The sequence below is a fragment of the Loktanella atrilutea genome, from assembly GCF_900128995.1.
Taxonomy (GTDB): Bacteria; Pseudomonadota; Alphaproteobacteria; order Rhodobacterales; family Rhodobacteraceae; genus Loktanella; species Loktanella atrilutea.
Genome location: NZ_FQUE01000006.1, coordinates 198,372 through 221,105, shown reverse-complemented (window position 1 = coordinate 221,105; position 22,734 = coordinate 198,372). Strand labels below are relative to the sequence as shown.

At 64.4% G+C, this 22,734-nt stretch carries 22 protein-coding genes and 1 pseudogene; 3 read left to right on the top strand and 20 right to left on the bottom strand.

The window, feature by feature from the left end; all coding sequences use genetic code 11:
• The coding region (locus BUA54_RS13975) for a recombinase family protein (RefSeq protein ID WP_245810681.1) at positions 1–275 on the bottom strand (275 nt) is incomplete at its 3' end.
• Between the two features lie 66 nt (positions 276–341).
• Here BUA54_RS13975 and BUA54_RS21560 point away from each other — a divergent pair.
• A pseudogene (locus BUA54_RS21560) lies at positions 342–843 on the top strand (transposase); the annotation flags it as partial.
• Between the two features lie 64 nt (positions 844–907).
• Complete coding sequence (locus BUA54_RS21555) at positions 908–1,117, top strand: hypothetical protein (RefSeq protein WP_245810680.1); 210 nt, start codon at positions 908–910, stop codon at positions 1,115–1,117.
• Positions 1,118–1,317: 200 nt separating this feature from the next.
• Here the strand turns inward: BUA54_RS21555 and BUA54_RS13965 are convergent, their stop codons facing one another.
• The 14 genes from BUA54_RS13965 to BUA54_RS13900 form a co-directional block, all read right to left on the bottom strand.
• A complete protein-coding gene (locus tag BUA54_RS13965; protein ID WP_245810679.1) occupies positions 1,318–3,744 on the bottom strand; it encodes a ligase-associated DNA damage response DEXH box helicase in 2,427 nt (808 codons plus the stop codon).
• 9 nt (positions 3,745–3,753) lie between these two features.
• Entirely contained in the window at positions 3,754–5,064 is a 1,311-nt protein-coding gene (locus BUA54_RS13960) for a P-loop NTPase family protein (protein ID WP_072857863.1), read from the bottom strand.
• Positions 5,065–5,183: 119 nt separating this feature from the next.
• Positions 5,184–5,633 (bottom strand): prepilin peptidase, encoded by a 450-nt coding sequence (locus tag BUA54_RS13955; RefSeq protein WP_425434971.1) that lies wholly within the window; start codon positions 5,631–5,633, stop codon positions 5,184–5,186.
• A gap of 49 nt (positions 5,634–5,682) precedes the next feature.
• Positions 5,683–6,528 (bottom strand): tetratricopeptide repeat protein, encoded by an 846-nt coding sequence (locus BUA54_RS13950; RefSeq protein ID WP_072857861.1) that lies wholly within the window; start codon positions 6,526–6,528, stop codon positions 5,683–5,685.
• 27 nt (positions 6,529–6,555) lie between these two features.
• Entirely contained in the window at positions 6,556–7,113 is a 558-nt protein-coding gene (locus BUA54_RS13945; RefSeq protein WP_072857860.1) for a tetratricopeptide repeat protein, read from the bottom strand.
• Between the two features lie 4 nt (positions 7,114–7,117).
• The gene (locus BUA54_RS13940; protein ID WP_072857859.1) at positions 7,118–8,101 is read right to left on the bottom strand and encodes a type II secretion system F family protein; all 984 of its coding nucleotides are present in this window, start codon (positions 8,099–8,101) and stop codon (positions 7,118–7,120) included.
• Positions 8,102–8,110: 9 nt separating this feature from the next.
• Positions 8,111–9,076 carry a type II secretion system F family protein gene (locus tag BUA54_RS13935; protein ID WP_072857858.1) on the bottom strand — a complete coding sequence of 322 codons (966 nt, stop codon included), beginning with the start codon at positions 9,074–9,076 and terminating at the stop codon, positions 8,111–8,113.
• 4 nt (positions 9,077–9,080) lie between these two features.
• A complete protein-coding gene (locus BUA54_RS13930) occupies positions 9,081–10,541 on the bottom strand; it encodes a TadA family conjugal transfer-associated ATPase (protein WP_072857857.1) in 1,461 nt (486 codons plus the stop codon).
• Positions 10,542–10,556: 15 nt separating this feature from the next.
• Entirely contained in the window at positions 10,557–11,804 is a 1,248-nt protein-coding gene (locus BUA54_RS13925; protein ID WP_072857856.1) for a CpaE/TadZ family protein, read from the bottom strand.
• 247 nt (positions 11,805–12,051) lie between these two features.
• Positions 12,052–12,705: an OmpA family protein gene (locus BUA54_RS13920; RefSeq protein WP_072857881.1), complete on the bottom strand. Its 654-nt coding sequence runs from the start codon at positions 12,703–12,705 to the stop codon at positions 12,052–12,054.
• 14 nt (positions 12,706–12,719) lie between these two features.
• A complete protein-coding gene (locus BUA54_RS13915; protein WP_072857855.1) occupies positions 12,720–14,141 on the bottom strand; it encodes a type II and III secretion system protein family protein in 1,422 nt (473 codons plus the stop codon).
• 222 nt (positions 14,142–14,363) lie between these two features.
• Positions 14,364–15,227, bottom strand: a complete 864-nt coding sequence (gene cpaB, locus BUA54_RS13910) for a Flp pilus assembly protein CpaB (RefSeq protein ID WP_072857854.1) — start codon at positions 15,225–15,227, stop codon at positions 14,364–14,366.
• Between the two features lie 72 nt (positions 15,228–15,299).
• Positions 15,300–15,482: a hypothetical protein gene (locus BUA54_RS13905; protein ID WP_072857853.1), complete on the bottom strand. Its 183-nt coding sequence runs from the start codon at positions 15,480–15,482 to the stop codon at positions 15,300–15,302.
• Between the two features lie 147 nt (positions 15,483–15,629).
• A complete protein-coding gene (locus tag BUA54_RS13900; protein WP_072857852.1) occupies positions 15,630–15,839 on the bottom strand; it encodes a Flp family type IVb pilin in 210 nt (69 codons plus the stop codon).
• A gap of 363 nt (positions 15,840–16,202) precedes the next feature.
• On the opposite strand from BUA54_RS13900, the gene BUA54_RS13895 reads away from it, so the two are divergent.
• Positions 16,203–17,024, top strand: a complete 822-nt coding sequence (locus BUA54_RS13895) for a lytic transglycosylase domain-containing protein (protein ID WP_072857880.1) — start codon at positions 16,203–16,205, stop codon at positions 17,022–17,024.
• On the opposite strand, the gene BUA54_RS13890 is transcribed toward BUA54_RS13895, so the two are convergent.
• The 5 genes from BUA54_RS13890 to dprA form a co-directional block, all read right to left on the bottom strand.
• Entirely contained in the window at positions 17,021–17,308 is a 288-nt protein-coding gene (locus BUA54_RS13890; RefSeq protein ID WP_072857851.1) for a GNAT family N-acetyltransferase, read from the bottom strand. The two genes, BUA54_RS13895 and BUA54_RS13890, sit on opposite strands and share 4 nt — an antisense overlap.
• Positions 17,298–17,927 (bottom strand): 3-oxoacid CoA-transferase subunit B, encoded by a 630-nt coding sequence (locus tag BUA54_RS13885; RefSeq protein ID WP_072857850.1) that lies wholly within the window; start codon positions 17,925–17,927, stop codon positions 17,298–17,300. Before BUA54_RS13885 ends, BUA54_RS13890 begins: the two co-directional genes overlap by 11 nt.
• On the bottom strand, positions 17,927–18,631 hold the full coding sequence (locus BUA54_RS13880; RefSeq protein ID WP_072857849.1) for a CoA transferase subunit A: 705 nt from the start codon (positions 18,629–18,631) through the stop codon (positions 17,927–17,929). Before BUA54_RS13880 ends, BUA54_RS13885 begins: the two co-directional genes overlap by 1 nt.
• Positions 18,632–18,708: 77 nt before the next feature.
• Positions 18,709–21,432, bottom strand: a complete 2,724-nt coding sequence (topA, locus tag BUA54_RS13875) for a type I DNA topoisomerase (protein ID WP_072857848.1) — start codon at positions 21,430–21,432, stop codon at positions 18,709–18,711.
• Positions 21,433–21,587: 155 nt separating this feature from the next.
• A complete protein-coding gene (dprA, locus tag BUA54_RS13870) occupies positions 21,588–22,712 on the bottom strand; it encodes a DNA-processing protein DprA (protein WP_072857847.1) in 1,125 nt (374 codons plus the stop codon).
• Between the last annotated feature and the right edge of the window lie 22 nt (positions 22,713–22,734).

Sequence of the window (22,734 nt, the reverse complement as noted above, 5' to 3'; positions counted from 1 at the left end):
AGCCCGGTCTCCGGGTCGCGCTTGAACGTGTTCCGGCCGTAGACGATGACCCCGACGTAGGTCTCGTTGCGCAGCATGCCGTCGCGCTTCTTGGCGTTGCCGCGAATGGTGCTGTCGTTCCAGCCCGCGCCGGACGGGGAGGGAATCCCTTCCGCGTTCAGATCCGCTGCGATCTTGCGGGGCGACAGGCCGTCCGCATAGTCCGCAAAGATGCGGCGCACGACAGCGGCCTGGTCCGGATCGATCTCGCGGTTCAGCCCACTCGTGCCGGGCACAATGCGGTATCTTGCTAAGAAAATTCTACGGTCCCATCCCCTTGGTTTTGGGGAGGATTACCCGTGGACATCATTTACCTGCCGATGCGCCGCGGGTTCCTCTATCTGGTCGCGATCATGGACTGGCATACCCGGATGGTTCTGTCGTGGCGGATATCGAACACGCTCGACACCGACTTCTGCGTCCTTCTGCGTCGAGGCACTGAATGAGGCCATCTATCGGTTCGGGCCTCCTGACATCATGAATAGCGACCAGGGATCGCAGTTCACGTCGTTCGCTTGGACAGACCGCCTGCTGCGGTCGGGCGTGCGCATCTCGATGGATGGGGAGGGTCGCTACCTGGACAACAACTTCATCGAACGCCTGTGGCGGACGCTGAAATACGAGTGCGTCTAGCTGCACGCTTGGGAGACCGGGTCACAGGCCCGCGTTGGTGTTCGGCGATGGATGGAGTATTACAATCGCCGCCGCCCGCACAAAGCCTTTGGCGGACAACCACCAGCAGTGGTCTACTCGCTGGAAATCGAAGCAACGCAACCCGATCAGCAGGAACAGATCAGAGCTTAAAAAGCGCCAGATCCTGTCCAAGGAATGGGGAGCACCTCACTCCGCCAAAGCCGGCCAAGTCCAGGTGACCGAATTGCCGACGCGGGACGAAATGGCGACAGGAAAGTTTCATCAGATTACCTACGCCTGTCAGCGAGGTGCTGGATGCTTCGACGAGCTGTTCAACGACGTTATTGACGGCAGGGTCCAAGCTCTTTGCCGTTCCGATAAAATTGGCATCGGTGCTATTGTAGTTGATAACCGCTCATTGGCTTCGATAGAGAAATTCGCCTGAATATCGTAAAATTCGTAGACACCAAGCTCGCCTTGGCGGGCTTTTTTTCGTCTTGATTCAGTCCGCGGAATCTTACGTCGATTTCAGTGGGATCTTTGTCGGGACTTCTACTCGGATGAAAATAAGTCACTGTTTCAAATCGCATTTTCGAGCTCTTCCGAGTCAACTTCGCCCCGATTTACAGACGGCCCGAGGACAGGTCAGAGGGCCGAAAGGCCGGCATCTTCCATCAGTCGCGCGGCGGCATCTTCCATCAGGCGTTCGCGCCCGGCGCCGGCAATCGGCACGCGACCGGCTTCCAGCAGCATCGGTGCGGCGAGGGGGCTGACGCGGGGGAGGATGACGTGGTCGACGCGGCCCGCGGTGCGGGTCAGCATCTCCTCTACCCGGCCGAAATCGACGAGGCCGCGCAGCGCCTCTTCTCGCGTGACCTGCATGATCAGGTGGTCGGGGTCGTATTTGGCGAGGGTGTCGTAGAGGATGTCGGAGGAAAAGGTCGCCTGCCGTCCGGACTTGCGGGCCTGCGGCAGGTTGCGCTGAATCAGCCCCGCAATGGTGGCGGAGGCGCGGAAGGTCCGCTTCATCACGGCGTTCCCGGCCAGCCAGTCGGCAAAGCCGTCGTGCAGGGCGCCGGCGTCGAAGAGCGGGCCGGGATCCTCGACCGGGGTCAACCCCCAGACCAGCGTGGCGTAGTCGGTGGAGACGAAGCCGAGGGGATCGAGGCCCAGCTCCTCCATCCGCTTGGTCAGCAGCAGGCCGAGGGTCTGCTGCGCGTTGCGACCCGCGAAGCCGTAGAAGCAGGTATGCGCGCGGCCGTCGTGGGGGAAGGATTCGACGAGAATGCGGTCGGCTTCGGGCAGTTTCGACCACTCGCGTTGCAGGTGCAGCCATTCTGCGGTGTGCATCGGCAGGTCGGGCCAGTCGTCCTGCAGGAACATGCGCAGGATGCGTTGCGACAATTGGGTGGAGGTGGCGAATTTCGTGCCCATGAAGGTTGCGATCCGGGGCGGCTTGTCGGCGCGGCGTGTGACCTCGACCGACATCTCGCGCAGGCTTTCGTAGCGGACGATCTCTCCGCCGATCAGGAAGGTGTCGCCGGGGGTGAGGGTAGCGGCGAAAGCCTCCTCGATCTCGCCCAGCGGCTTGAAGCCGCCTTTCAGGCGCACCTTCAGCGTGTCGGTGTCCTGGATGGTGCCGATGTTCATGCGCAGGTCGCGGGTGGCGCGGGGGTCGCGCAGGTGCCAGAGGCCGTCGCGCAGTTGCAGACGCTTCCAGCGATCGTAGGCGGCGAGTGCGTAGCCGCCGGTGGCGCAGAAATCGAGGCAGGCGTCGAAGCTGTCGCGGGTGAGGGTGCTGTAGGCACCGACGGTGCGCACCTCTTCGTACAGATCGTCGGCGGAGAAGGGCCCGGCGCAGGCCCGGATCAGGATGTGCTGGCACAGCACGTCACGGGGGCCGGGGCCGGGCGGGTCGCCGTCGAGTTCGTGGTCGCGGGCGGCCTGCAGGGCGGCGACGCATTCGACGACCTCGAACCGGTTGGCGGGGACAAGCAGTGCCTTTGACGGCGCGTTGTAGCGGTGGTTGGCGCGGCCGATGCGCTGGATCAGGCGCTTGACGTTCTTGGGCGCACCGACCTGGATGACCAGATCGACGTCGCCCCAGTCGATGCCGAGGTCGAGCGAGCCGGTGCAGACGATGGCGCGCAAGGACCCTGCGACCATCGCGGCTTCCACCCTCTGCCGCTGGTCGCGGTCGAGGCTGCCATGATGGATGCCGATCGGCAGGTCGGTGTCGTTGGCGAGCCAGAGGTTGTGAAAGAAGATTTCGGCCTGCGCCCGCGTGTTGTGAAAGATCAGCGTCGTCTTGTGCTGCTTGACCTGCTCGATGACCGCGGGGATCGCGTATTTTGCGCCGCCGCCGGCCCAGGGCGGACGTTCCTCCGTCACGAGCATCGAGATGTCGGGGTTCGGACCGGGATCGGCGTAGAGGATGTCGCAGGGGTCGGGGTGGCAGGCGAGGCCGCTGGCGATGCGGCCGGGGTTCTCGACCGTGGCCGAGAGGCCGACGCGGCGCAGCCCCGGGGCCATGGCCTGCACTCGACTGAGGGCCAGCATCAGCTGATCGCCGCGCTTGGATTCGGCCAGCGCGTGAATCTCGTCGACGATGATCCGTTGCACGCCGGCGAACATGCGCGGCGCATCCTCGTAGGAGGTCAGCAGGGCGAGGCTTTCCGGCGTCGTCAGCAGGATATGCGGCGGGTCGGCGCGTTGGCGTTTTTTTTGCGTGGCGGTGGTGTCGCCGGTGCGGTCCTCGATCCGGATCGGAAGGCCCATGTCGGTAACGGGTGTCGTCAGATTGCGTCGGATGTCGGCGGCCAGCGCCTTGAGCGGCGAAACGTAGAGGGTATGTAGGCCCTGGTGTGACCCGTCCGCCAGTTCCGCCAGCGTCGGCAGGAACCCGGCCAGCGTCTTGCCGCCGCCGGTCGGCGCGATCAGCAGCAGGGCAGGGGCATCGCTGCGATCCAGCATCGCTTGCTGGTGGGGGTGGATGGACCAGCCGCGTGCGGCAAACCATTCGCTGATGACGGGGGGCAGGTCCATGCGGGTGATGTGGGTCGAAACCCGCATCGGGTCAAGTCAGCGGACGATGTCCTCGTCCGTGACGAACATGTTGGCCCATGCGCGGTCCATCATATCCGGCGTCATCTGATAGGGTATCCCCTCGAACTCGCAGATTGCGATCATCTGGTCGATCAGGAACACAGGCTGATAGTTGGCATAGACGTTGTCGATCGTGGGGTAGAGGTTCTGCAGCAGGTGGACGAGCGTGCCCTCGTCGAGGGGAATCTTCTTCTTGCGGGCGACGAGGGCGAAGATCTTGAGGAAGTCGTCCTGGCTCGGCCCGTCGATCTTGATCTTGTAGAAGATGCGGCGCAGGGCGGCCTGATCGAAGATCTGGTTGGGGTGGAAGTTGGTGGAGAATATGACGAGCGTGTCGAACGGCACCTCGAACTTCTCTCCTGACTGCAGGGCGAGGATGTCCTTCGATTCCTCCAACGGGACGATCCAGCGGTTCACGAGGCTTTGCGGCGGTTCCGCCTGCCGGCCAAGGTCGTCGACGATGAAGATGCCGCCCGTGGATTTCATCTGCAGCGGCGCCTGATAGGTCCGCGCGACAGGGTTGTAGACGAGGTCCAGCATGTCGAGCGAGAGTTCGCCCCCGGTGATGACGGTGGGCCGTTCGCAGCGGACGTAGCGGGTGTCGAAGCGACCGGTGGTGCGGCGCAGGGAGTTGGGATCCTGTTCCTCGTCCTCTGCCGCGGCGTGGACGATGGGGTCGTAGACGGTGATGACCTGCCCCGCATATTCGATGGCACGGGGGACGTAGATCTTGTCCCCCAGCGCATCGCGTATCCCGTTGGAGATCGAGGATTTGCCGTTGCCCGGCGGGCCGTACATCAGGATCGAGCGCCCCGACGACACGGCCGGGCCGAGGTTGGAGATCAGCGCGGGCGGCAGGATCAGATGGCCCATCGCGGTCGTCAGCTGGTCGCGGGTGATCTGGATGTTGCGGATCGACTGCCGCTTGATCTGGTCGCGGTAGACGTCGAGGGGCACCGGCATCGGGCCAAAGTATTCGGACTGGGCCAACGCTTCGTTCGCGCGCTTGCGGCCGGCGTCGGTGAGCTGATAGCCCATTTCCGTGCTGCCCGTGGACGACAGGCTGCCGGTCGCTTCGACCAGAAGCTGGCTGCGGGCGATGTCCATCAGTTCCTGCGTCACGTTGACCGGCAGGCAGATCGACTTGGCCAGTCGCGTCACCAGCGTCAGATTCATGCGGAACATGGTCTTGATCAGGATGTCGCGCATCATCGGCAGCGGCAGGGCCATGCCGTCGAGGGATCGGGGGCTGGGCGGGGCCAGGACCCCCGAGCTTTGCATGTTCAAAATGATCGCCCCCTGACAGCCAGCAATTGGCGGAGCCCGGTCCCCGCCAGTTGCCGCTATGCCGGATGTTTATGGCGAAATGATGGACGACGGGTTTCGACCCCTCGGCGCCCCCCCGTTCAGATCCCGCCGTGCGCCGCCAGCGCCAGATAGGCGACGAGGGTCATCGACAGGGGAAGCCCCATGGGAAAACGGCGGCCAGAGGTCCAGCTGGCCCAGTCCGGGGCCAGCCGGCGCAGGGGCGTCAGCCGCGCGATGCGGTGCAACGCCCAGCCGAGCAGAAGCGACAGGCCGAAGAGGTAGAGGACAATGCCGGCGTCCGCCAGCGCGATCATCGGCGCAGCGGCGGCCGCGAATTTCGCATCGCCCGCGCCAACGCCGCCGATGGCGTTCAGCGCGATGCCGATGACCAGCACGACGGCCAGATGCGCATAGCCCCAGAGGTAGTCCTGAAGCGGCAGGGCCAGCAGGCCAAGCACGGCGTAGCCTGCGAACAGCGTCGCGACGGCGGCATTGGTGATCTTCATCCGCGACAGGTCGGTATAGGCGACCCAAAGCCCGACCGGCACGGCGATGAGCAGGAACCACCACGCGGCGGACGCGGGCAGGGCCATGGGATCAGGCCTCTTCCAGCGCGCGCAGGGACCGGGCCGCTTCCTCGAAGTGCTGCGGGTGGGTGTCGATGGCGTCGCGCAACAGGCCCTTGCCGGTGCTGACGTCGTTCTGCTTGATCGCCGTCAGTGCCATCGTGTAAAGCAGCTGCGCCCGTTCGGTCTGGTTCATCGGGATCACCGGCAGGTCATACTTGCGCTGCGCGCCGCGCGCCATGACAAGGTTGTTCTTGGCGGTAAACAGGGTGCTGTCCTGCCGCAGGGCGTCGATGAACAGACGTTCCGCCCCCGGGTAGTCGCCGCGCGTCAGCTTGGAATAGCCCCAGTTGTTCAGGGTGCTTGCGGGCGTCGTCGTCAGGCCCACGGCGGTCTGGTAGAAGCTGTCGGACTTGGCCCATTGCTGCTTGCTGTCGGCGATCATCGCCTCGAGCTTGTAGCGGTTGTAGGTCTCGTGGGTGGGCGGAATCGTGTTCAGGGTGGCGGCGGCGTTGTCCCACTGGTTCGACCGGATCTGCGCATCGGCCAGATCGACGCGGTCGTCGAGTGTCGATGACGGATTGGCGACGACGGTCTGCCAAGCGGCCACCGCCTCTGTCGCGCGGCTGCCGCGGATCAGGGATTTCGCCAGACCGCGCTGCAGGTCGACGCGGCCCGGATCGTTGGCCAGCGCGCCGGTAAAGTATTTCACGGCCTCGTCCGGATCGCCCACGGTCATCATCACGTCGTTCAGATTCGAGCCTTCGATCGAGTTGATGTCCTGCATCGCGCGCTGCACCTCGGCGTCGCCGTTGCGGCTGCCACAGGCGGACAGGGCCAGCGTGCCGGCCAGACAAAGAATGACGGTATGGCGCATCGGTGTGCGTCCTTTCCTGCTGCTGCCTCAGAGCGGTTCGATGGTGTCCCCATCGGCACGCCGGACCAGTTCAAGGTTCTGGTTCTCTTGCGCAGGATCGTAGATAAGGGCGTCGCGTTTGGATAGCGCCAAGCGCAGGTTCTCTCTGATCTGGTCGGAATTCCCGTTGTCCGTGGCATATGCGCGACGGAAAACCTCTGCCGCTTCGCCGAAATCGCCCTTTTCCATCAGCAGAACGCCAAGGTTGTTCCAGGCGGGGGCGAAATCCGGCGCCTCTTTTGCGGCGCGGCGCAGCAGGCTTTCGGCCTGTCCCAGACGCCCCAGCCGCAGGTTTGCGGACCCCAGCGCCGACAGGGTGTCGACGTTCAGTCCCTGCTGGGCGGCGGCGCGGGTGTAGGCGTCCAGCGCCAGTTCGTATTCGCCGGCCGCCATCAGGCGATGGCCCACGATCAGGCCGTCGGTGTCCGCCTTGCCAGCCAGACCGGGTGCGTAGACGCCATCGCCATCAGCAAGATGGCCGCCCGTCGAACAGGCGGCCAGTGCAAGGACGAGGGCGACAGCAAGGCCGTGGCCGGGTGGGTTCATCAGTTCAGTTTCCGCTGCCCATCATCTGGGTGATGCCATAGATCGAGGGTCCGATCAGGATCAACAAAAGCGGCGGCACCGTCAACATCATCGTGGCCAGCGTCATCTTGGTGGGCAGCTTGTTCGCGGCCTCTTCCGCCCGCATCACGCGCTTGTCGCGCATCTCTGCCGCATAGACGCGGAGGGCCTCTGCGATCGAGGTGCCGAACTGCTGGCTTTGGATCAGGACTGTCGTGAAGCTGGAGATGTCCTGCACCCCGCAGCGTTCGGACATGTCGCGCAGGACCGCCTCCTTGCCCTTGCCGGCCTTCATCTCCTGGCTGACGGTCTCGAATTCCAGCGCGAGGTCGGGAAAGCCTGCCTTCAACTCTCGCGCGACCCGCAGGATCGACTGGTCGAGCGATTGGCCGGCCTCGACGCAGACCAGCATCATGTCGAGGCTGTCGGGAAAGCCGTTCGTGATCGCCTCCTTGCGGGCGGCGACGCGGCGCGTCACCCAGTATTTCGGCAGCATGTAACCGACGACGCCGGGCGTCAGCAGCATGATCATCAGATCCTGTGAGGACAGGTCCTGCACCTGCATCTTCAGCAGCGCGTAGAGCCCGCCGAGTGCCAGGCCGAGGATGCCGAGGGCGAATTGCGAGAAGTGGAAGATCCGCACGGCGTTCTTGGACTTGTAGCCGGCCCGCAACAGCTTGAGCTTGGCGGCGGTGTATTCTTCCGCGTCCTGCGGTTCGAGGAAGTTGGCGTATTTTTCCAGCTTGTCCTTGCGGCTGGGGGCGCGCAGGCGTTCGGTCTTTTCGCTGGCCTTGGCGGCGGGGGCGCGGACCGAAGCCTTCAGCCGGTCCAGCGGATCGTCCGGCCGCTTCAGCACCGTGGGCAGGGTGACGAGGATCATGACCACGCCGAGAAAGCCCAACAGCAGGATGCCGCCGAAGGGGCCAAGCATGTCGGTGATCATCGTGTTGAGGTCCTGGAAGATATTCATGACGGGGTCCTAGACCTTGATGTTCACGAGGGCGCGCATGACGATGAGGTTCAGGATCAGGAACCCTGCCACGACCAGACAGGCCGGAATGAAGATCGGCTTGTCCATCACGTCGTCAAAGTAGTTCGGCTGGATCATGTTGATCACGACGAGGGCGCCGATGGGAAAGCCGGACAGAAGCTTGCCGGACCATTTCGCTTCTGCCGTGATCGCCTTGACGCGGCGGAACAGGCGGAACCGGGACCGGATGACCTTGGCCAGACCGTCGAGAATCTCTGCCAGATTGCCGCCGGAGGTTTGCTGGATCGTCACCGCCACGGCGAGGAAGCGCAGATCCTGCATGTCGAGGCGTTCGGCCATCGCCTTCAGCGTCTCGCCCATGTCGCGGCCATAGGCGGCCTCGTCGGAGATGACGCCCATCTCGGTTCCGAGCGGGTCGGCGATTTCCTTGGCCACGATCTGCACGGCAGAGGAAAACGGATGACCCACGCGCAGGGAGCGCACCATCAGTTCCACCGCCTCTGGCAGCTGTTCCTCCAACAGGGCCATGCGCTTGCTGGCCTTGCCGCTGATCCAGACGTAGACGCCACCGATGCCCATGCCGACGGCGATCACGGTGCGCGTCGGCAGGGCGACGGCGGTCATCAACGTCAGCGCCGCGAAGGCCAGCACGCTGACGCCCGCCATGACCATCAGCAGCTGCGGCGGGGTGAAGGCGATGTTCGCGCGCTGAGCCTTGGCGGCGAGAATGGAATAGAGCGGGATGCTTTGCGACTTCATGTGCTGCGTCATCTCCTTGCGGAGTTGTTCCAGCACCTGTTCGCGGTTGCCGCCTTTTTCCAGCAGCTCCAGCCGGCGGTTCACCTTGCCGTTCTGACTGATCGACTTGCCGAAGAGCACCAGATAGGCGCCCTGCACCAGCGCGATGACGGCGGCGAAGATGACGATGTAGATGATCGGCTGTGCGGAAATCATAGTGTTACTCCGCAACGAGGGGTTCGAAGATCTGCGGCGGCAGATCGTAGCCCCACAGTTTGAAGCGGTCCGAGAAGTGGCTGCGCACCCCCGTCGCCGTGAAATGCCCGATGATCTTGTTGTCGGGCGTCAGGCCGACGCGTTGGAACTTGAAGATTTCCTGCATCGAGATGACGTCGCCTTCCATCCCCGTGATTTCGGTGATCGAGGTCATGCGACGCGAACCGTCCTGCAGGCGCGACGCCTGCACGATCAGGTTCACGGCCGAGGAGATCTGGCTGCGCATCGCCTTGATCGGCATTTCGATCCCCGCCATCGCGATCATGTTTTCCAGACGCGACACCCCGTCGCGGGCCGAGTTGGCGTGGATCGTCGTCATGGATCCGTCGTGGCCGGTGTTCATCGCCTGCAGCATGTCGATCACTTCCTCGCCGCGCGTCTCGCCGACGATGATGCGGTCGGGACGCATCCGCAGCGCGTTCTTGAGGCAATCGCGCTGGGTGACGGCACCCTTGCCTTCGACGTTGGGCGGACGGCTTTCCATGCGGCCGACGTGGGTCTGCTGCAGCTGAAGTTCGGCGGTATCCTCGATCGTGAGGATGCGTTCGTCGTTGGCGATGAAAGACGACAGGGCGTTCAGCGTCGTCGTCTTTCCCGAACCCGTCCCGCCCGAGACGATGACATTCAGACGGGTCGCGACGGCGGCTTGCAGATATGCGGCCATCTCTTCTGAGAAGGCGCCGAAACGCACCAGATCTTCGATGGCGAGCTTGTCCTTTTTGAACTTCCGGATCGAGACGAGGCTGCCGTCCACGGCAATCGGACCGACCATGGCGTTGAAGCGCGAGCCGTCCGCCAGACGGGCGTCGACGTAGGGATTGCTTTCGTCGACGCGACGACCGACGGCGGACACGATCTTGTCAATGATCCGCAGCAGGTGCTTTTCGTCCTTGAAGGTGATGTCGGTCAGTTCCAGTTTGCCGTTGCGTTCGACGAAGATCTGCCGCGGGCCGTTCACGAGGATGTCGTTGACCGTGTCGTCCTTCAGCAACACCTCGAGCGGGCCAAGGCCCGTCACTTCGAAGAAGAGATCCTGCGCCAGCGCGCTGCGCTCGTCCCGGTTCAGGACAATGCCCATCTCTTCCAGCGTTTCGTTGGCGATGGCGTTGATTTCGTTGCGCAGGTCCGTCTCGCTCGCGTTTTCGAGCGCGGCGAGGTTCAGGTTGTCGAGCAGGGCCTTGTGCAGTTCAAGCTTGATCTCGCCCAGACGCTCCTTGCGCTTCTTGTCGCGGTCGGCGGGCGCAACCTCTGCGGCGCGGTTTGGCATTGCCTTCAGAAGCGACTTGCGCGGCGGTTCCTCGACGGCGGGGACGGCGGCGATGGCGGGCTTGGCGGCGGGCTGGGCGCCGGGTCGGGGGGCTGCAACAGCAGAGCCGGGAGCCGGCTTCTTGTACTTGGAAAACATGGCGAACCCTTTCCCTTAACCCCTGGCTTCCGCGTTCTCGGCCTGATTAACGGCGTGGACCGAGGCTGCGAGCTTGGCGATGTCCTTGCGCATGGCGTTCTTGGGCGCGTTCACCGCCAGCGGGGCGCCATGATCGCCGGCCTGCGCCACCTGCTTGCCGCCCTCGGACAACTGCACCTCGATCGAGATGCCGAGGCTTTCCGCCAGACGCTTGACCCGCGCCTTGCCCGACAGGTCCGTGAAGCCCGGTGCGCGGTTCAGCACGAAGCGCAACTTGTCGAAGGGCAGGTCTTCGGATTGCAGCGCCCGCTTCAGGCGCAACGTGTTCTGCGCCGACCGCATGTCGAGCTCTAGCGTGGCGAAGTAGACATGCGCCGCCTCGAGCACGGTCTGGGACCATTCGACCATCGTCGACGGCATGTCGATGATGACATAGTCGAAGTTGGTCCGCGCCATTTCCATCACGCGGCTTACATCGGCGGCGGTGATCAGGTCGAGGGGGATCATATCGGTCGGTGCGGTCAGCACGTGCAGTTTCTGGTCGTAGGACAGCAGCGCCTGCATGAAGGACGTGCTGTCCATTGATTCCGTGTCGGACAGCAGTTCCAGCACCGCCTCTCGGCGGGGCAGGTCAAGATAGGTCGAGGCGGTGCCGAACTGCAGGTCGAAATCCAGCAGGCAGACGCGCGGCGGCGCGGTCTTGTCCGCCATGACCAGTTCCCAGGCGAGGTTGACGGCCAGCGTGGTGGCACCGGTGCCGCCGGCCATGCCGTGCACCGCAATGACGACGCCGTCGTGTGTCCCGGTCGCCTTGAGCTTGTTCTGCAGTTCCGGCGCGACGGGCATTTCCGCCGCGGGTGTCAGCACCCGTTCAATGGCATTGGCCAGCTCGTTTTCCGGTAGCGGGTAGGGGACGAATTCGTCGCCACCCTCGCGCAGAAGCTGGTGCAGGGCGCCGGGGCTGACGTCCTCTGTGATCAGGATGACCTTGATGTCGCGACGCTTGGCCGCACCGATGATCGAGGCGATCTGTTCAAGGTTGTCCTCGTCGGCGTGGTCCATGGCCACGGCCAGAAACTCCAGTTCCGCCGCTTCGGGCTGCCGCAGGAAGGTCAGCGCATCCGTGAAGCTGAGGTCGCCCCAGCGTTCGCCAAGGGCTGCTTCCATGTCTTCGATCAGCAGATCGAAGATCTGCACGTCACGGCTGACGGTGCAGGCGATCAGGGCCGGGCTTTCGGATTTCAGAACTGCGTTGCTACTCATACCGACGTCCTTTGCATGGGGGCGCCGCGCGGGTGAGGTCAGGGACCCGCGAGGGGCCCGTCGCAATCACCCGGTGCTTTCGCCCTGCCTGCATCCTGCAGAACAGGGCTCGCCCGTTGCTGCGGTTGTGCCGTCTAATCGTGTCCAGATTGGGACGAAATCCGCGTGATTGTGCGATATGGCACAACGGTGGGGACGATAAGGCCGGACTGTCGATGCACACCGCACGATGCGCATCGCAATCGCGTTACTCGCCTCCCGCGGTCGACGTCACGGTGGCCGAGATGTTCGGTGCAGGAACGGCGCTGGCGATATATTCGCGGAAGATCACCTGCGCATACTTGCCGTTCAGCAGCATCGGCGAGCCCTTCACGAAGCCGGACACTTCTGTCACGGCACGTCGGTTCTGGCGTTCGGGGGCGGCGGTTGGAATGACCGGGCGCGTCTCTCCGTAGGACACCAACGCCTCGAGCCGGGAACGGCTGATGCCCTGACTGGCAAGGTAGGCGACGACGGCGTTGGCGCGGGCGAGGCCCAGCCGCTTGTTGTAGGCAGCCGAACCGACCAGGTCGGTGAAGCCGTAGACCCGGAAGCGAATTTCCGGGAACTGGCGGATCCAGTTTGCCTGCGTCGCCAGCACGGTCTGCGCGGTTGCGTCCAGTTGGGCGGAGTTGAAGGCGAAGTTCACGGTGCTGTCGACCTCTGCCGCGAAGCGTGCCCCGAGGGCCGAGGTGGCACCGGCGGCATCGGTCATAGCCTGAGCGTTCAACGCGGTCGCGCTGCCGAACGCGGGGTCGAGATAGGCCGCACCGGCGCTTGCCGACACATTCGGCGTGCCCGCCTCTTGGGCGCAGCCCATCAGGGACAGGGCGGCGGCTGTCGTCGTCACAATGGTCTTCATCGCGCCTGCTCCCGTCATTCCATCACATAGCCGTAGGAGCCGCTGAAGTCCTGTCTTGCGACTTCACCCGCGCCGCCGGCCTTGGGCGCGTTGGAGGCGGCAACGCGACCAAAAAGGAACAGGTCCTTCTCTGACGGCGGCTGAACGCGGTCCGTAGGCAGGGCCAGCGCCTGCCCGCGGGTCGGCGTGACGAGGTGCGGTGTCACGATGATGACCAGTTCGGTCTGTCGGCGGCTGTATTCGACGCTGCGGAACAGGGCGCCCAGCACGGGGACATCGCCCAGCCACGGCACCTGACCGTTCAGGTCGGTGAAATCGTCGGACAGCAGGCCCGCGATGGCGAAGCTCTCGCCGTCGCGCATCTCGACCGTGGTCGAGGTTTCCCGCCGCTTGAAGGCGTTCACGGTAAAGCCGTTCGAGGTGAAGCCGTTGGCCGGATCGATGGATGACACCGCCGCCATCAGTTCGAGATTGATGATGTCGCCGTCGACGACACGGGGCACGAAGGTCAGTTCCACACCAAAGGGCTTGAATTCGACAGAGATCTGGCCGCCGTCCTGCGCGACCGGGACGGGATATTCGCCACCGGCGAGGAACTTCGCTTCTTGCCCCGACAGGGCCGTCAGGTTGGGTTCGGCCAGCGTGCGCACGACGCCGCGGGATTCCAGTGCTTCAAGCAGGATGCCAACCTCCAGCCCGCCGGCATTGAAGCCGAAGAGAAAGGCGCCGTTGTTGGCGTTCGTGGCGGGGACCGACCCGTTGAAGGTGTTGCCGATGGCGCCGGACGAGACAAGATTGCCGGTGCCGCCGGTCGTGCCGAGGTTGCCGTTCAGCGTCGTGCCCTGCGCCGCGACGGAGGAGGACAGCGACTTGCTGACGCTGCGCTGCATTTCCGCGAAGCGGACCTTCAGCATGACCTGCTGGGTGCCGCCGACGCTCATCAGGTTGGACACGCGTTCCGGCGCGTAACGCTCTGCCAGTTCCAGCGCCCGGTCCAGACGGGCAGTGCTGCTGACGGTGCCCGACAGCACGATGCCGTTATTGGCGGTGCGGACTTCGATCGGTTCGCCCGGCAGGATCTGTTCCAGACGTTCCTTGAATTCCGCGATGTCGGGCGTGACCTGCACCTCGACGTTGCTGATCAGGCGGCCGTCGGCGCCGAGGATCGTCATCGTCGTGCGCCCCGGCTCCTTGCCCAGCAGATAGATCGTCCGGTCCGACAGCGAAGAGATGTCGGCAATCCCGGGATTGGCGATCGAGATTTCAGTGAAGGGTTCGTCGCTTTCGACTACGATCGCGCGGTTCATCGGAACGGCGAGGGGGGCGGATGCGGACCCGGTGACAACGCGAAGGGTCTCGGCCCCGGCCGGTGCTGCCGTCGCAAGGGCGAGCATCAGGCTCGCCAGGGCGGCCTTCATGAATCTGTCATAGCTCATTGTGACCTGCCTCTCCGATCACGCGTCAGCGGAAATTGTTTCCGTCATTGTGCCCACCATGACCCGGCCCCGCGATCATTGCAAGAATCAATGGTTTGCGGGGCGGGCTTGATGTGGGTATCGGGCAACAGGTCGCAATTTTTGCGGGGTGCCCCACGGCATCGGGCCGGCGTTACCACCGGCCCTGAAACCCTTGTACCTTATGGTGCGGACTGATCTGGATCAGTTCGTGCAGGCGATTTCCATCTGCACCTTCTCGGTCCCGCGACGCACGGTGGTGTAGCAGCTTTTCGGGGCGGCGGGGGCTTCGGCGGGAACCTCTGCCACCACGACGGGGGCCTCGGGCGCCTTGGGCAGGGTGATCGCCTGCTCGCCATCCGCCACCACGTTCTGCGCCGAGTCTGATCCGACCAGCGACAGGCTCAGCTTGCCTTCGGATTGCGCTTGGGCCAGTCGGGCCACGTCGTCGGCGCTGACCTGAACGGTCACAGTGCTGGGGATCGCAGTGTCGATCTTGTTGCGGTCTGTGCTCTGGTCGATGGCGATCAGCTCAATGGAGCTACCGATTAGATGCGTCTCGTCCGCGGCGTTCGGGCTGACCTTGCCGGTCCAGTAGATGTCCACGCGGTTGCCGGGTCGCAGGAAGCCAGATACGGCGGTGGAGGCGTCGACGCGGATCGTGAAAGCGCGCATCATCGGCCGCAGTTGCTGCGTGATGCTGGCGATCTGACCGGGTGCAGTGACGTTCGAGGCCAAGACGACCTCGTTCACCTCCATCGGGCGCAGCACGCTGCGGGACTGGTCCAGACCTTCTGGAAAGAGGTCTTCCTTCGTGGCGAAGGTGCCTTGCGGGAGAAAGGATTTGGCATACTTGACGACGACGATATCGTCGGTAGACAGGGTGTCGCCGAAGGCAAGCGGTTTCGACACTGCCAAGACATCAACGGTTTCGACCACCTGCGCTGTGCGGGCCCGTTCGGCGAGCAGGGCGCTTTCGGTGTCGGCCACATAGCCCTTGACCATGTAGACAGCAAAGCCTGCTAGTGCAATGCCAAGGGCCAGGACCAAACTAAAAACTAAGCGCATTAATTTATTCCTGATGATAAAGCGGAGTGAAATCCGGCGAAGCTACCGAGCCGGACGTGGATTTAGACAGCCTTATGGATATGTTGCTGCTATAGCCAAACTATCTGCGATTTCATTCGATTTATTTTCTACGCTCGGTTTTACTGCAAGACCTGCCATAAGTCCTAGGCCGACAACCGCGGCCGTCAGAACCACCCAATCGACGGTCACGGCACCATCGTCAGATTTCAAGAAATATGTTAAAATATCCTGCATGGTCTATTCCTTTGCCGTCCCTTTGCCGTCGGTTTCGGCATGGCATTAAGAGCATGTTGTGGCGAACAAATGGTCATCTTGGACAGCGGTTGAATGTGATCGGCCGCGTCACACTGTGACGCGGCCGACGAGATCAGTCGTGATTAATTATGAGCCGCCGTTCGTACCGGTAGCGGTAGAGGTGGAGTCCGTTTTCGTCATCTCAGACGCGATCACACCAGTCTTCGCGGTGATGGCGGTTTTCATTTGCGTGCCGACCAGCAGGCCCAGCGCGACGATGGCGGCGGTCAGGACGACCCAGTCGACGGTCACGGCACCGTCTTCGTCGTTGCGGAAGTTTTTGATGAAGTTCAGCATGTGTGTTCCCTCCTCAGGGTATCGCTTGCATTAGCATCCCTCGCCGGATCGTCACGTGCCGGCCTCGTCATGGCCCGCTCCCCGTCTTGGATGGACTCATATAGCCGTCCGATTGCGTCGTAAGTTTGGCCTGATTCGTTCGATTTTGCGTGCGGCGGGCCATTTGTCCCGATACGTCCCAAGGTATTGAGCAAACGGATTTATTCGCTTTGGTGCAGGTCAAGACGAGCGGCCCGGCGTTGCGCGTTTGCGTCGAATGGCGACGAAATTTGCGGATTGTGCACGGAGACGTGGTCCTGCCGCCTTCAACCTGACACGATCACTGCAAACAAGGTGTCGAGCAGGACCCGGACGATGATCACGATGACCAGAGGACTGGCGGCGGTCGGGCTTTGTCTGTGGGCCGTGTCGGCGCAGGCCGAGGATCGGCTGCAGCCGGACTTCACCTTCAAGCGGATCGGCGTGCCCCGGTCGCAGGGCGCGCGCATCACGGTGCAGGTCGATCCCACGGCGACGCCGGCCACATTGCGCCCGAGCCGACCGAAGCCCGTAGCGACGCCGGACGGGGCGATCGCCATCGCACCGCAACCGTCCGGCCTTGACTGGTTCTGGTCGACGATCTCTCCCGATCTGGCGGCGACCGGGCCGGGGCGGCTGCAGCAGGCGTTGGGCGTCATCGCGGAACCGCCGAGCGGCAAGGCGGTGCCGACGCCGCGGCTGCAGACGCTGCAGGACATCGCCGCCCTGCATGGGATCGAGATCCTCAAGGCGACCGTCGGCACCAAGGTCAGCCCGGCGCTGGTGCTGGCGCTGATCAGCGTGGAAAGCGCCGGCAATGCGCAGGCGGTCAGCCGTTCCGGCGCGCAGGGGCTGATGCAGCTGATGCCCGACACCGCCGCGCGATTCAGCGTGGCCGACAGCATGTCGCCCGCGCAGAACATCAGGGGCGGGGTGGCCTACCTTGACTGGCTGATGAACAAGTTCAACGACGATCCGATTCTTGTGCTGGCCGGCTACAATGCGGGCGAGGGATCGGTGCGTGACGCGAAGGGCGTGCCGCCCTTTCCGGAAACCCGCGGCTATGTGCCGAAGGTGCTGGCCGCCTTCGCCGTGGCGAGGGGCCTGTGCCTGACGCCGCCGGAACTGGTGTCCGACGGCTGCGTCTTTGCGGTCAACCGGTCCTAGACCGCGAAGACGTCCGCCCATTCGGGGTGCTTGCGCCGCTGCGCGTTCACAAAGGGGCAAAGCGGCACGATCCGGTAGCCCCGCGCGCGGGCATCGGCGATGAAGGCTTCGAGCATCTTCAGCCCGATGCCCTGACCCTCGTGTCCGGAGGCCACTTCGGTGTGGTCGGCGATGACCTGATCCGGCGAAAGGATGGAATAGGTCAGTTCGCTGATGCCGTCCCCGTGGTCGATGAACCAGCGGCCCTTGCTGCCGCTGGTCTCGTGCCCGACCTCAGGCGACAATCGTCGCCTCCGTCGCGTCGCGCAGCTCCTGCTCGCTCACGCCGTCGGCGGTTTCGACGATGCGCAAGCCACCCTCGACGACATCGAGCACGCCGAGGTTGGTGATGATCCGGTCCACCACGCCCGCCCCGGTCAGGGGCAGGGTGCAGGACTTCAGCACCTTCGACTCGCCGTGCTTGTTGGCGTGGTCCATGACAACGACCACACGTTGCACGCCGGCGACGAGGTCCATGGCGCCGCCCATGCCCTTGACCAGCTTGCCGGGGATCATCCAGTTCGCGAGATCGCCGTTTTCGGCCACTTCCATCGCGCCAAGGATCGCCATCGCGATCTTGCCGCCGCGGATCATGCCGAAAGAGGTCGCGGAATCGAAGAACGCGGTCTGCGGCAGTTCTGTGATCGTCTGCTTGCCGGCGTTGATGAGGTCGGCATCCTCTTCGCCCTCGATCGGGAAGGCGCCCATGCCCAGCATGCCGTTTTCGGACTGCAACGTCACCTCGACCCCGTCGGGGATGTAGTTGCTGACCATGGTCGGGATGCCGATGCCAAGGTTGACGTACCAGCCGTCCTGCAGTTCCTGCGCGGCCCGTGCCGCCATCTGGTTGCGATCCCAAGGCATTATGCGGACTCCTTCTTGCGGGTGGTGCGCTGTTCGATGCGCTTTTCGTGCTCGCCCTGAATGATGCGGTGGACGTAGACGCCGGGCAGGTGGATCTCGTCGCCGCCGAGGCTGCCGGTCGGGACGATCTCCTCGACCTCTGCCACGCAGACGCGGCCACACATGGCGGCGGGCGGGTTGAAGTTGCGGGCCGTCTTGCGGAAGACGAGGTTGCCGGTCGCATCGGCCTTCCACGCCTTCACGATGGACAGTTCAGCGACGATACCGCGTTCGAGGATATAGGTCTGGCCGTCGAAATCCTTGTGCTCCTTGCCCTCTGCGATCTGGGTGCCGACGCCGGTCTTGGTGTAGAAGCCCGGAATGCCGGCACCGCCGGCGCGCATCCGCTCCGCCAGCGTGCCTTGCGGGTTGAACTCGACCTCCAGCTCTCCTGCCAGATACTGGCGCATAAATTCGGCGTTTTCACCGACGTAGGAAGATATCATCTTCTTGACCTGCTTGGTCTGCAACAGGATGCCGATGCCGAAATCGTCCACGCCCGCGTTGTTGGACGCGAATGTCAGACCCTTGACGCCGGAGTCCTTGATGGCGGCCAGCAGCAGCTCGGGGATGCCACACAGGCCAAAGCCCCCCGCAGCGATCAGCATGTCATCGGTCAGCAGACCGTCCAGCGCCTCGGCGGCAGAGCCATAGACTTTCTTCATCTCGCACCCTCAAAAATGAATTGCCCGGCGAGCCTGCAAGGCGCACCGGGCAATGTCAATCTGATGAGGCCGCGCGTCTATTCGAAGACGTCGCCATCGCTGTCATCGGGGGCCGCAGACCCGGCCTTGGCCTTCGCCGCGGTTTTCCTGGGCGCAGCCTTTCTGGCTGTGGTCGCCTTGGCGGCCGGTTTCTTGGCCGCGGTCTTCGTGGCGGTCTTTGCAGTCCCGGTCGCCTTCTTGGCAGCAGTCTTCTTCGGCGCGGCCTTTTTCTTGGCACCGGGCTTCGGCTTCCCGGCTTTGGCGGCGCGTTCATCCAGCAGATCGACCGCCTGCGCGAGCGTCAGGTCGTCCGGTGCGACGGTGTCGGGGATCGTCGCGTTCAGCTTGTCCCATTTCACGTAGGGCCCGTATTTGCCGTCGTAGATGTTGACGGGGCCACCGGCCTGCGGGTGTTCGCCCAGCTCGCGCAACGGCGTCGCCGCCTTGCCGCGCGACCCCCGGCTGGCGACCTTTTCGGCCAGCAATTGCACGGCGTGATTCATGCCGACGGTCCAGACATCCTCCAGCCCCTCGAGGTTGGCATTCGTGCCGCCCCGGTCCGAGGTCGTCTCGGCGTGTTTCAGGTAGGGGCCGTAGCGTCCGATGTTGGCCCAGACGTTCACGCCGTCCTCCGGGTGGGGGCCGATCAGGCGGGGCAGGGCGAGCAGGCGGACGGCCTGTTCCAGCGTGACCTCCTCCGGCTCCCACGCGGCGGGCACGGACTGGCGCGGCGGCTTCGGCTGTTCCTCGGTCGCGGCACCACGCTGGGCGAAGGGACCGAAACGGCCCTTGAAGATGCGTATCTCGTCGCCCTGATCCTCGCCCAGCAGCTTGCCGTCGGGCGGGATCGCGGACTTCTCGGCCTCGGGATCGGGTGGGCCGAAGGGGCGGGTGTAGCGGCATTCGGGGTAGTTCGAACAACCGATGAAGGCCCCGCCGGAACGTGCGGTGCGCATCGACAGACGCCCCTCGCCGCAGTTCGGGCAGAGGCGCGGGTCGGTGCCGTCGCCGGGATCGGGGAAGAGGTGCGGTTCCAGCACCTCGTTGATCTTGTCCAATACCTCGCCGATGCGCAGGTCGGCGGTTTCGGCGATGGCGGCGGAAAAATCGCGCCAGAACCGTTCGAGCAGCTTCTTGTAGTCCGCGTCGCCGGCGCTGACCTTGTCGAGCTGATCCTCGAGATCGGCGGTGAAGTCGTATTCGACGTAGCGGTGGAAGTAGTTCGACAGGAACGCCGTCACCAGCCGCCCCTTGTCCTGCGGGATCAGGCGATTCTTGTCCTTCTCGACGTAGCCGCGATCCTGGATCGTCGTGACGATGCTGGCATAGGTCGACGGCCGGCCGATGCCGAGCTCTTCCATCCGCTTGACCAGCGTCGCCTCGGTGTAGCGGGGCGGGGGCTGGGTGAAGTGCTGTTCGCTGTCCACCGACTGCTTCTTCGCCGCCTCGCCCTGTTCGATCTGCGGCAGGCGCTTGCTGTCCTCGTCCTCGGTGTCGTCGCGGCCTTCCTCGTAGACGCGCAGGAAGCCGTCGAAAAGCATGACCTGACCGTTGGCGCGCAGCATGACCTGCCCGTCCTTGGACCCGACGTCGACGGTCGTCCGCTCCATCCGGGCCGCTTCCATCTGGCTGGCCAGTGTCCGCTTCCAGATCAGATCGTAGAGCTTGCGCTGGTCTGCGTCCTTGATGTCGGCCTGGCTCGCATCGACCATCATGTCGGTCGGGCGGACGCATTCGTGCGCCTCCTGCGCGTTCTTGGCCTTGTTCTTGTAGACGCGCGGGTCCTTCGGGACGTATTTGTCGCCGAACTTCGCCTTGATCGCGTCGCGCGCGCCGGTCACCGCCTCTGGCGCCATGTCGATGCCGTCGGTCCGCATGTAGGTGATGAGGCCGGATTCATAGAGCCGCTGCGCCACGCTCATGCACTGCTTGGCGCCCATCCCGAACTTGCGGCTTGCCTCCTGCTGGAGGGTGGATGTCATGAACGGCGGGCTGGGGTTGCGCGATGCGGGCTTGGCTTCGACGTTCTGGACGGTCAGATCGCGGCTGTTGATCGCCTGCACGGCCATTTCCGCCTGCGTGGCGTTCGACAGGTCGAACTTGTCCAGCCGCTTGCCGCCCAGCACGGTCAGGCGCGCCTCGTATTCGGCGCCGCGCGGGTTCTGCAGGATCGCCCGGACCGTCCAGTATTCCTGATTGCGGAAGGCCTCGATCTCCATCTCGCGCTCGACGATCAGGCGCAGACAGACCGATTGCACGCGGCCGGCAGACTTTGCCCCCGGCAGCTTGCGCCATAGCACCGGAGAGAGGTTGAAGCCGACGAGGTAGTCCAGCGCGCGGCGGGCGAGGTACGCGTCGACCAACGGCTTGTCGACCTGCCGCGGCGCCTTCATCGCCTCCGTCACAGCGGATTTGGTGATCGCGTTGAAGACGACGCGGCTGGCGGTCTGGATCTTCAGGCCGCGCTTGTTGTTCAGTTCCTCCTGCAGATGCCAGGAGATCGCCTCGCCCTCTCGGTCAGGGTCGGTGGCGAGGATCAGGTTGGGGTCTTCCTTCAGTGCGTCGACGATCGCCTTGATGTGTTTCTTGCTGTCGCTAGCGACCTCCCAGATCATGGTAAAGTCGTCGTCGGGCAGGACGGATCCATTCTTGGGCGGCAGGTCGCGGACGTGGCCGTAGGATGCCAGCACGGTGTAGTCGCTGCCCAGATACTTGTTGATCGTCTTGGCTTTCGCCGGGGATTCGACAACGACGACGGGCATGGGGAAACCTTGCTTTGACTGGGGTGCGCACTGGCCGCGCAACATGGGCGGCTTGGCCCTAAGTTGTCAATGCGGGCTTCGTTCGCCAGTCCGAAGATCGGCGGTTTCCTTCAAGTAATTGCTATCGCACATAAAAATTTTTGAAAGATGCACCGTCAACTGACACGGGACAGCAGACCGCCCGCCGATCGTGCGATCCGTCCGTCGAGTTCGAGGTCGATCAGGACCGGTGCGACGAGCGGCGCCGGGCTTCCCAGATCGCGGATCAGCTGGTCTTCCGCCACCGGCGCGGACCCGAGGCGATCGAGGATCTGACTGTGCAGGGCCGCAGACTCTTGCAGGGTGCGGCGGGGGGCGGGGGGATGGTCCGGCAAGGTCAGCGGCGGCGCGACCCGCGCGGGCAGGGTGCCCAAAGCCTCGATCACGTCGGCGGCGGAGCGGACGAGCAGTGCGCCGTCCCGGATCAGCATGTTGCAGCCAGCGGCGCGGGCGTCGAACGGGTGGCCGGGCACCGCCAGCACGTCCCGGTGCTGGTCCAGCGCGTTCCGGGCCGTTATGAGGCTGCCGGACTTGGCCGCAGCCTCGACCACGATGACGGCGCGGGACAGGCCGGCGATGATGCGGTTGCGCGCGGGAAAGTGCCGCGCCTGCGGTTGCAGCCCCATCGGCATTTCCGACAGGCGCAGACCCTGCACCGCGATTCGGTGGGCGAGGTCGGCGTTTTCGGCCGGGTAGATCACGTCGACGCCGCCGGCGAGAACGGCGACGGTGCCGCCGGCCAAAGCGGCATCGTGGGCGGCGGCATCGATGCCCCGGGCAAGTCCCGAGACGACGACGAAGCCCGCAGCCGTAAGGTCGGCCGCCATCGCCCGTGCCATGCGCGTGCCGAGCGATGACGCATTGCGCGCGCCCACCATGGCGATCATCGGACGCGACAGCAGGTCGGTCCGGCCAAGGCCCCAGAGCAGGGGCGGCGCGTCCGTAAGGTCGTCGATCCCCGACGGCCAGTCCGGATCGCCCTGCAGCAGCAGCCGGGCGCCTGCGGCATGACCGGCCTTCATCTCTGCCGCGACGACACCCGGCGGACAGACCTCGTAATCGGTGACGCCGGCGGCGGCGGCGATGGCGGGCAGCGCGGCCAGGGCCGCGGCGGCGGACCCGTGTTCGGCGATCAGCCGGCGATAGGTCGTGGGGCCGACGCGCCGGGACCGCAACAGGCGAAGGTTCTGAAGCCGCGGGTCATCCCGGGGGGGTACGTTGGGGAGCGGGTGAGACGCCACTTTCAATCCGAACCTTCGCCTA

Bases quoted from the DNA above. Each gene is read 5' to 3' on its own strand.
- BUA54_RS13965 (WP_245810679.1), bottom strand. From the start codon at position 3,744: ATGCGGGTTTCGACCCACATCACCCGCATGGACCTGCCCCCCGTCATC.
- BUA54_RS13950 (WP_072857861.1), bottom strand. From the start codon at position 6,528: ATGCGCCATACCGTCATTCTTTGTCTGGCCGGCACGCTGGCCCTGTCC.
- BUA54_RS13945 (WP_072857860.1), bottom strand. From the start codon at position 7,113: ATGAACCCACCCGGCCACGGCCTTGCTGTCGCCCTCGTCCTTGCACTG.
- BUA54_RS13940 (WP_072857859.1), bottom strand. From the start codon at position 8,101: ATGAATATCTTCCAGGACCTCAACACGATGATCACCGACATGCTTGGC.
- BUA54_RS13935 (WP_072857858.1), bottom strand. From the start codon at position 9,076: ATGATTTCCGCACAGCCGATCATCTACATCGTCATCTTCGCCGCCGTC.
- BUA54_RS13930 (WP_072857857.1), bottom strand. From the start codon at position 10,541: ATGTTTTCCAAGTACAAGAAGCCGGCTCCCGGCTCTGCTGTTGCAGCC.
- BUA54_RS13925 (WP_072857856.1), bottom strand. From the start codon at position 11,804: ATGAGTAGCAACGCAGTTCTGAAATCCGAAAGCCCGGCCCTGATCGCC.
- BUA54_RS13920 (WP_072857881.1), bottom strand. From the start codon at position 12,705: ATGAAGACCATTGTGACGACGACAGCCGCCGCCCTGTCCCTGATGGGC.
- BUA54_RS13915 (WP_072857855.1), bottom strand. From the start codon at position 14,141: ATGAGCTATGACAGATTCATGAAGGCCGCCCTGGCGAGCCTGATGCTC.
- cpaB (WP_072857854.1), bottom strand. From the start codon at position 15,227: ATGCGCTTAGTTTTTAGTTTGGTCCTGGCCCTTGGCATTGCACTAGCA.
- BUA54_RS13905 (WP_072857853.1), bottom strand. From the start codon at position 15,482: ATGCAGGATATTTTAACATATTTCTTGAAATCTGACGATGGTGCCGTG.
- BUA54_RS13900 (WP_072857852.1), bottom strand. From the start codon at position 15,839: ATGCTGAACTTCATCAAAAACTTCCGCAACGACGAAGACGGTGCCGTG.
- BUA54_RS13895 (WP_072857880.1), top strand. From the start codon at position 16,203: ATGACCAGAGGACTGGCGGCGGTCGGGCTTTGTCTGTGGGCCGTGTCG.
- BUA54_RS13885 (WP_072857850.1), bottom strand. From the start codon at position 17,927: ATGCCTTGGGATCGCAACCAGATGGCGGCACGGGCCGCGCAGGAACTG.
- BUA54_RS13880 (WP_072857849.1), bottom strand. From the start codon at position 18,631: ATGAAGAAAGTCTATGGCTCTGCCGCCGAGGCGCTGGACGGTCTGCTG.
- topA (WP_072857848.1), bottom strand. From the start codon at position 21,432: ATGCCCGTCGTCGTTGTCGAATCCCCGGCGAAAGCCAAGACGATCAAC.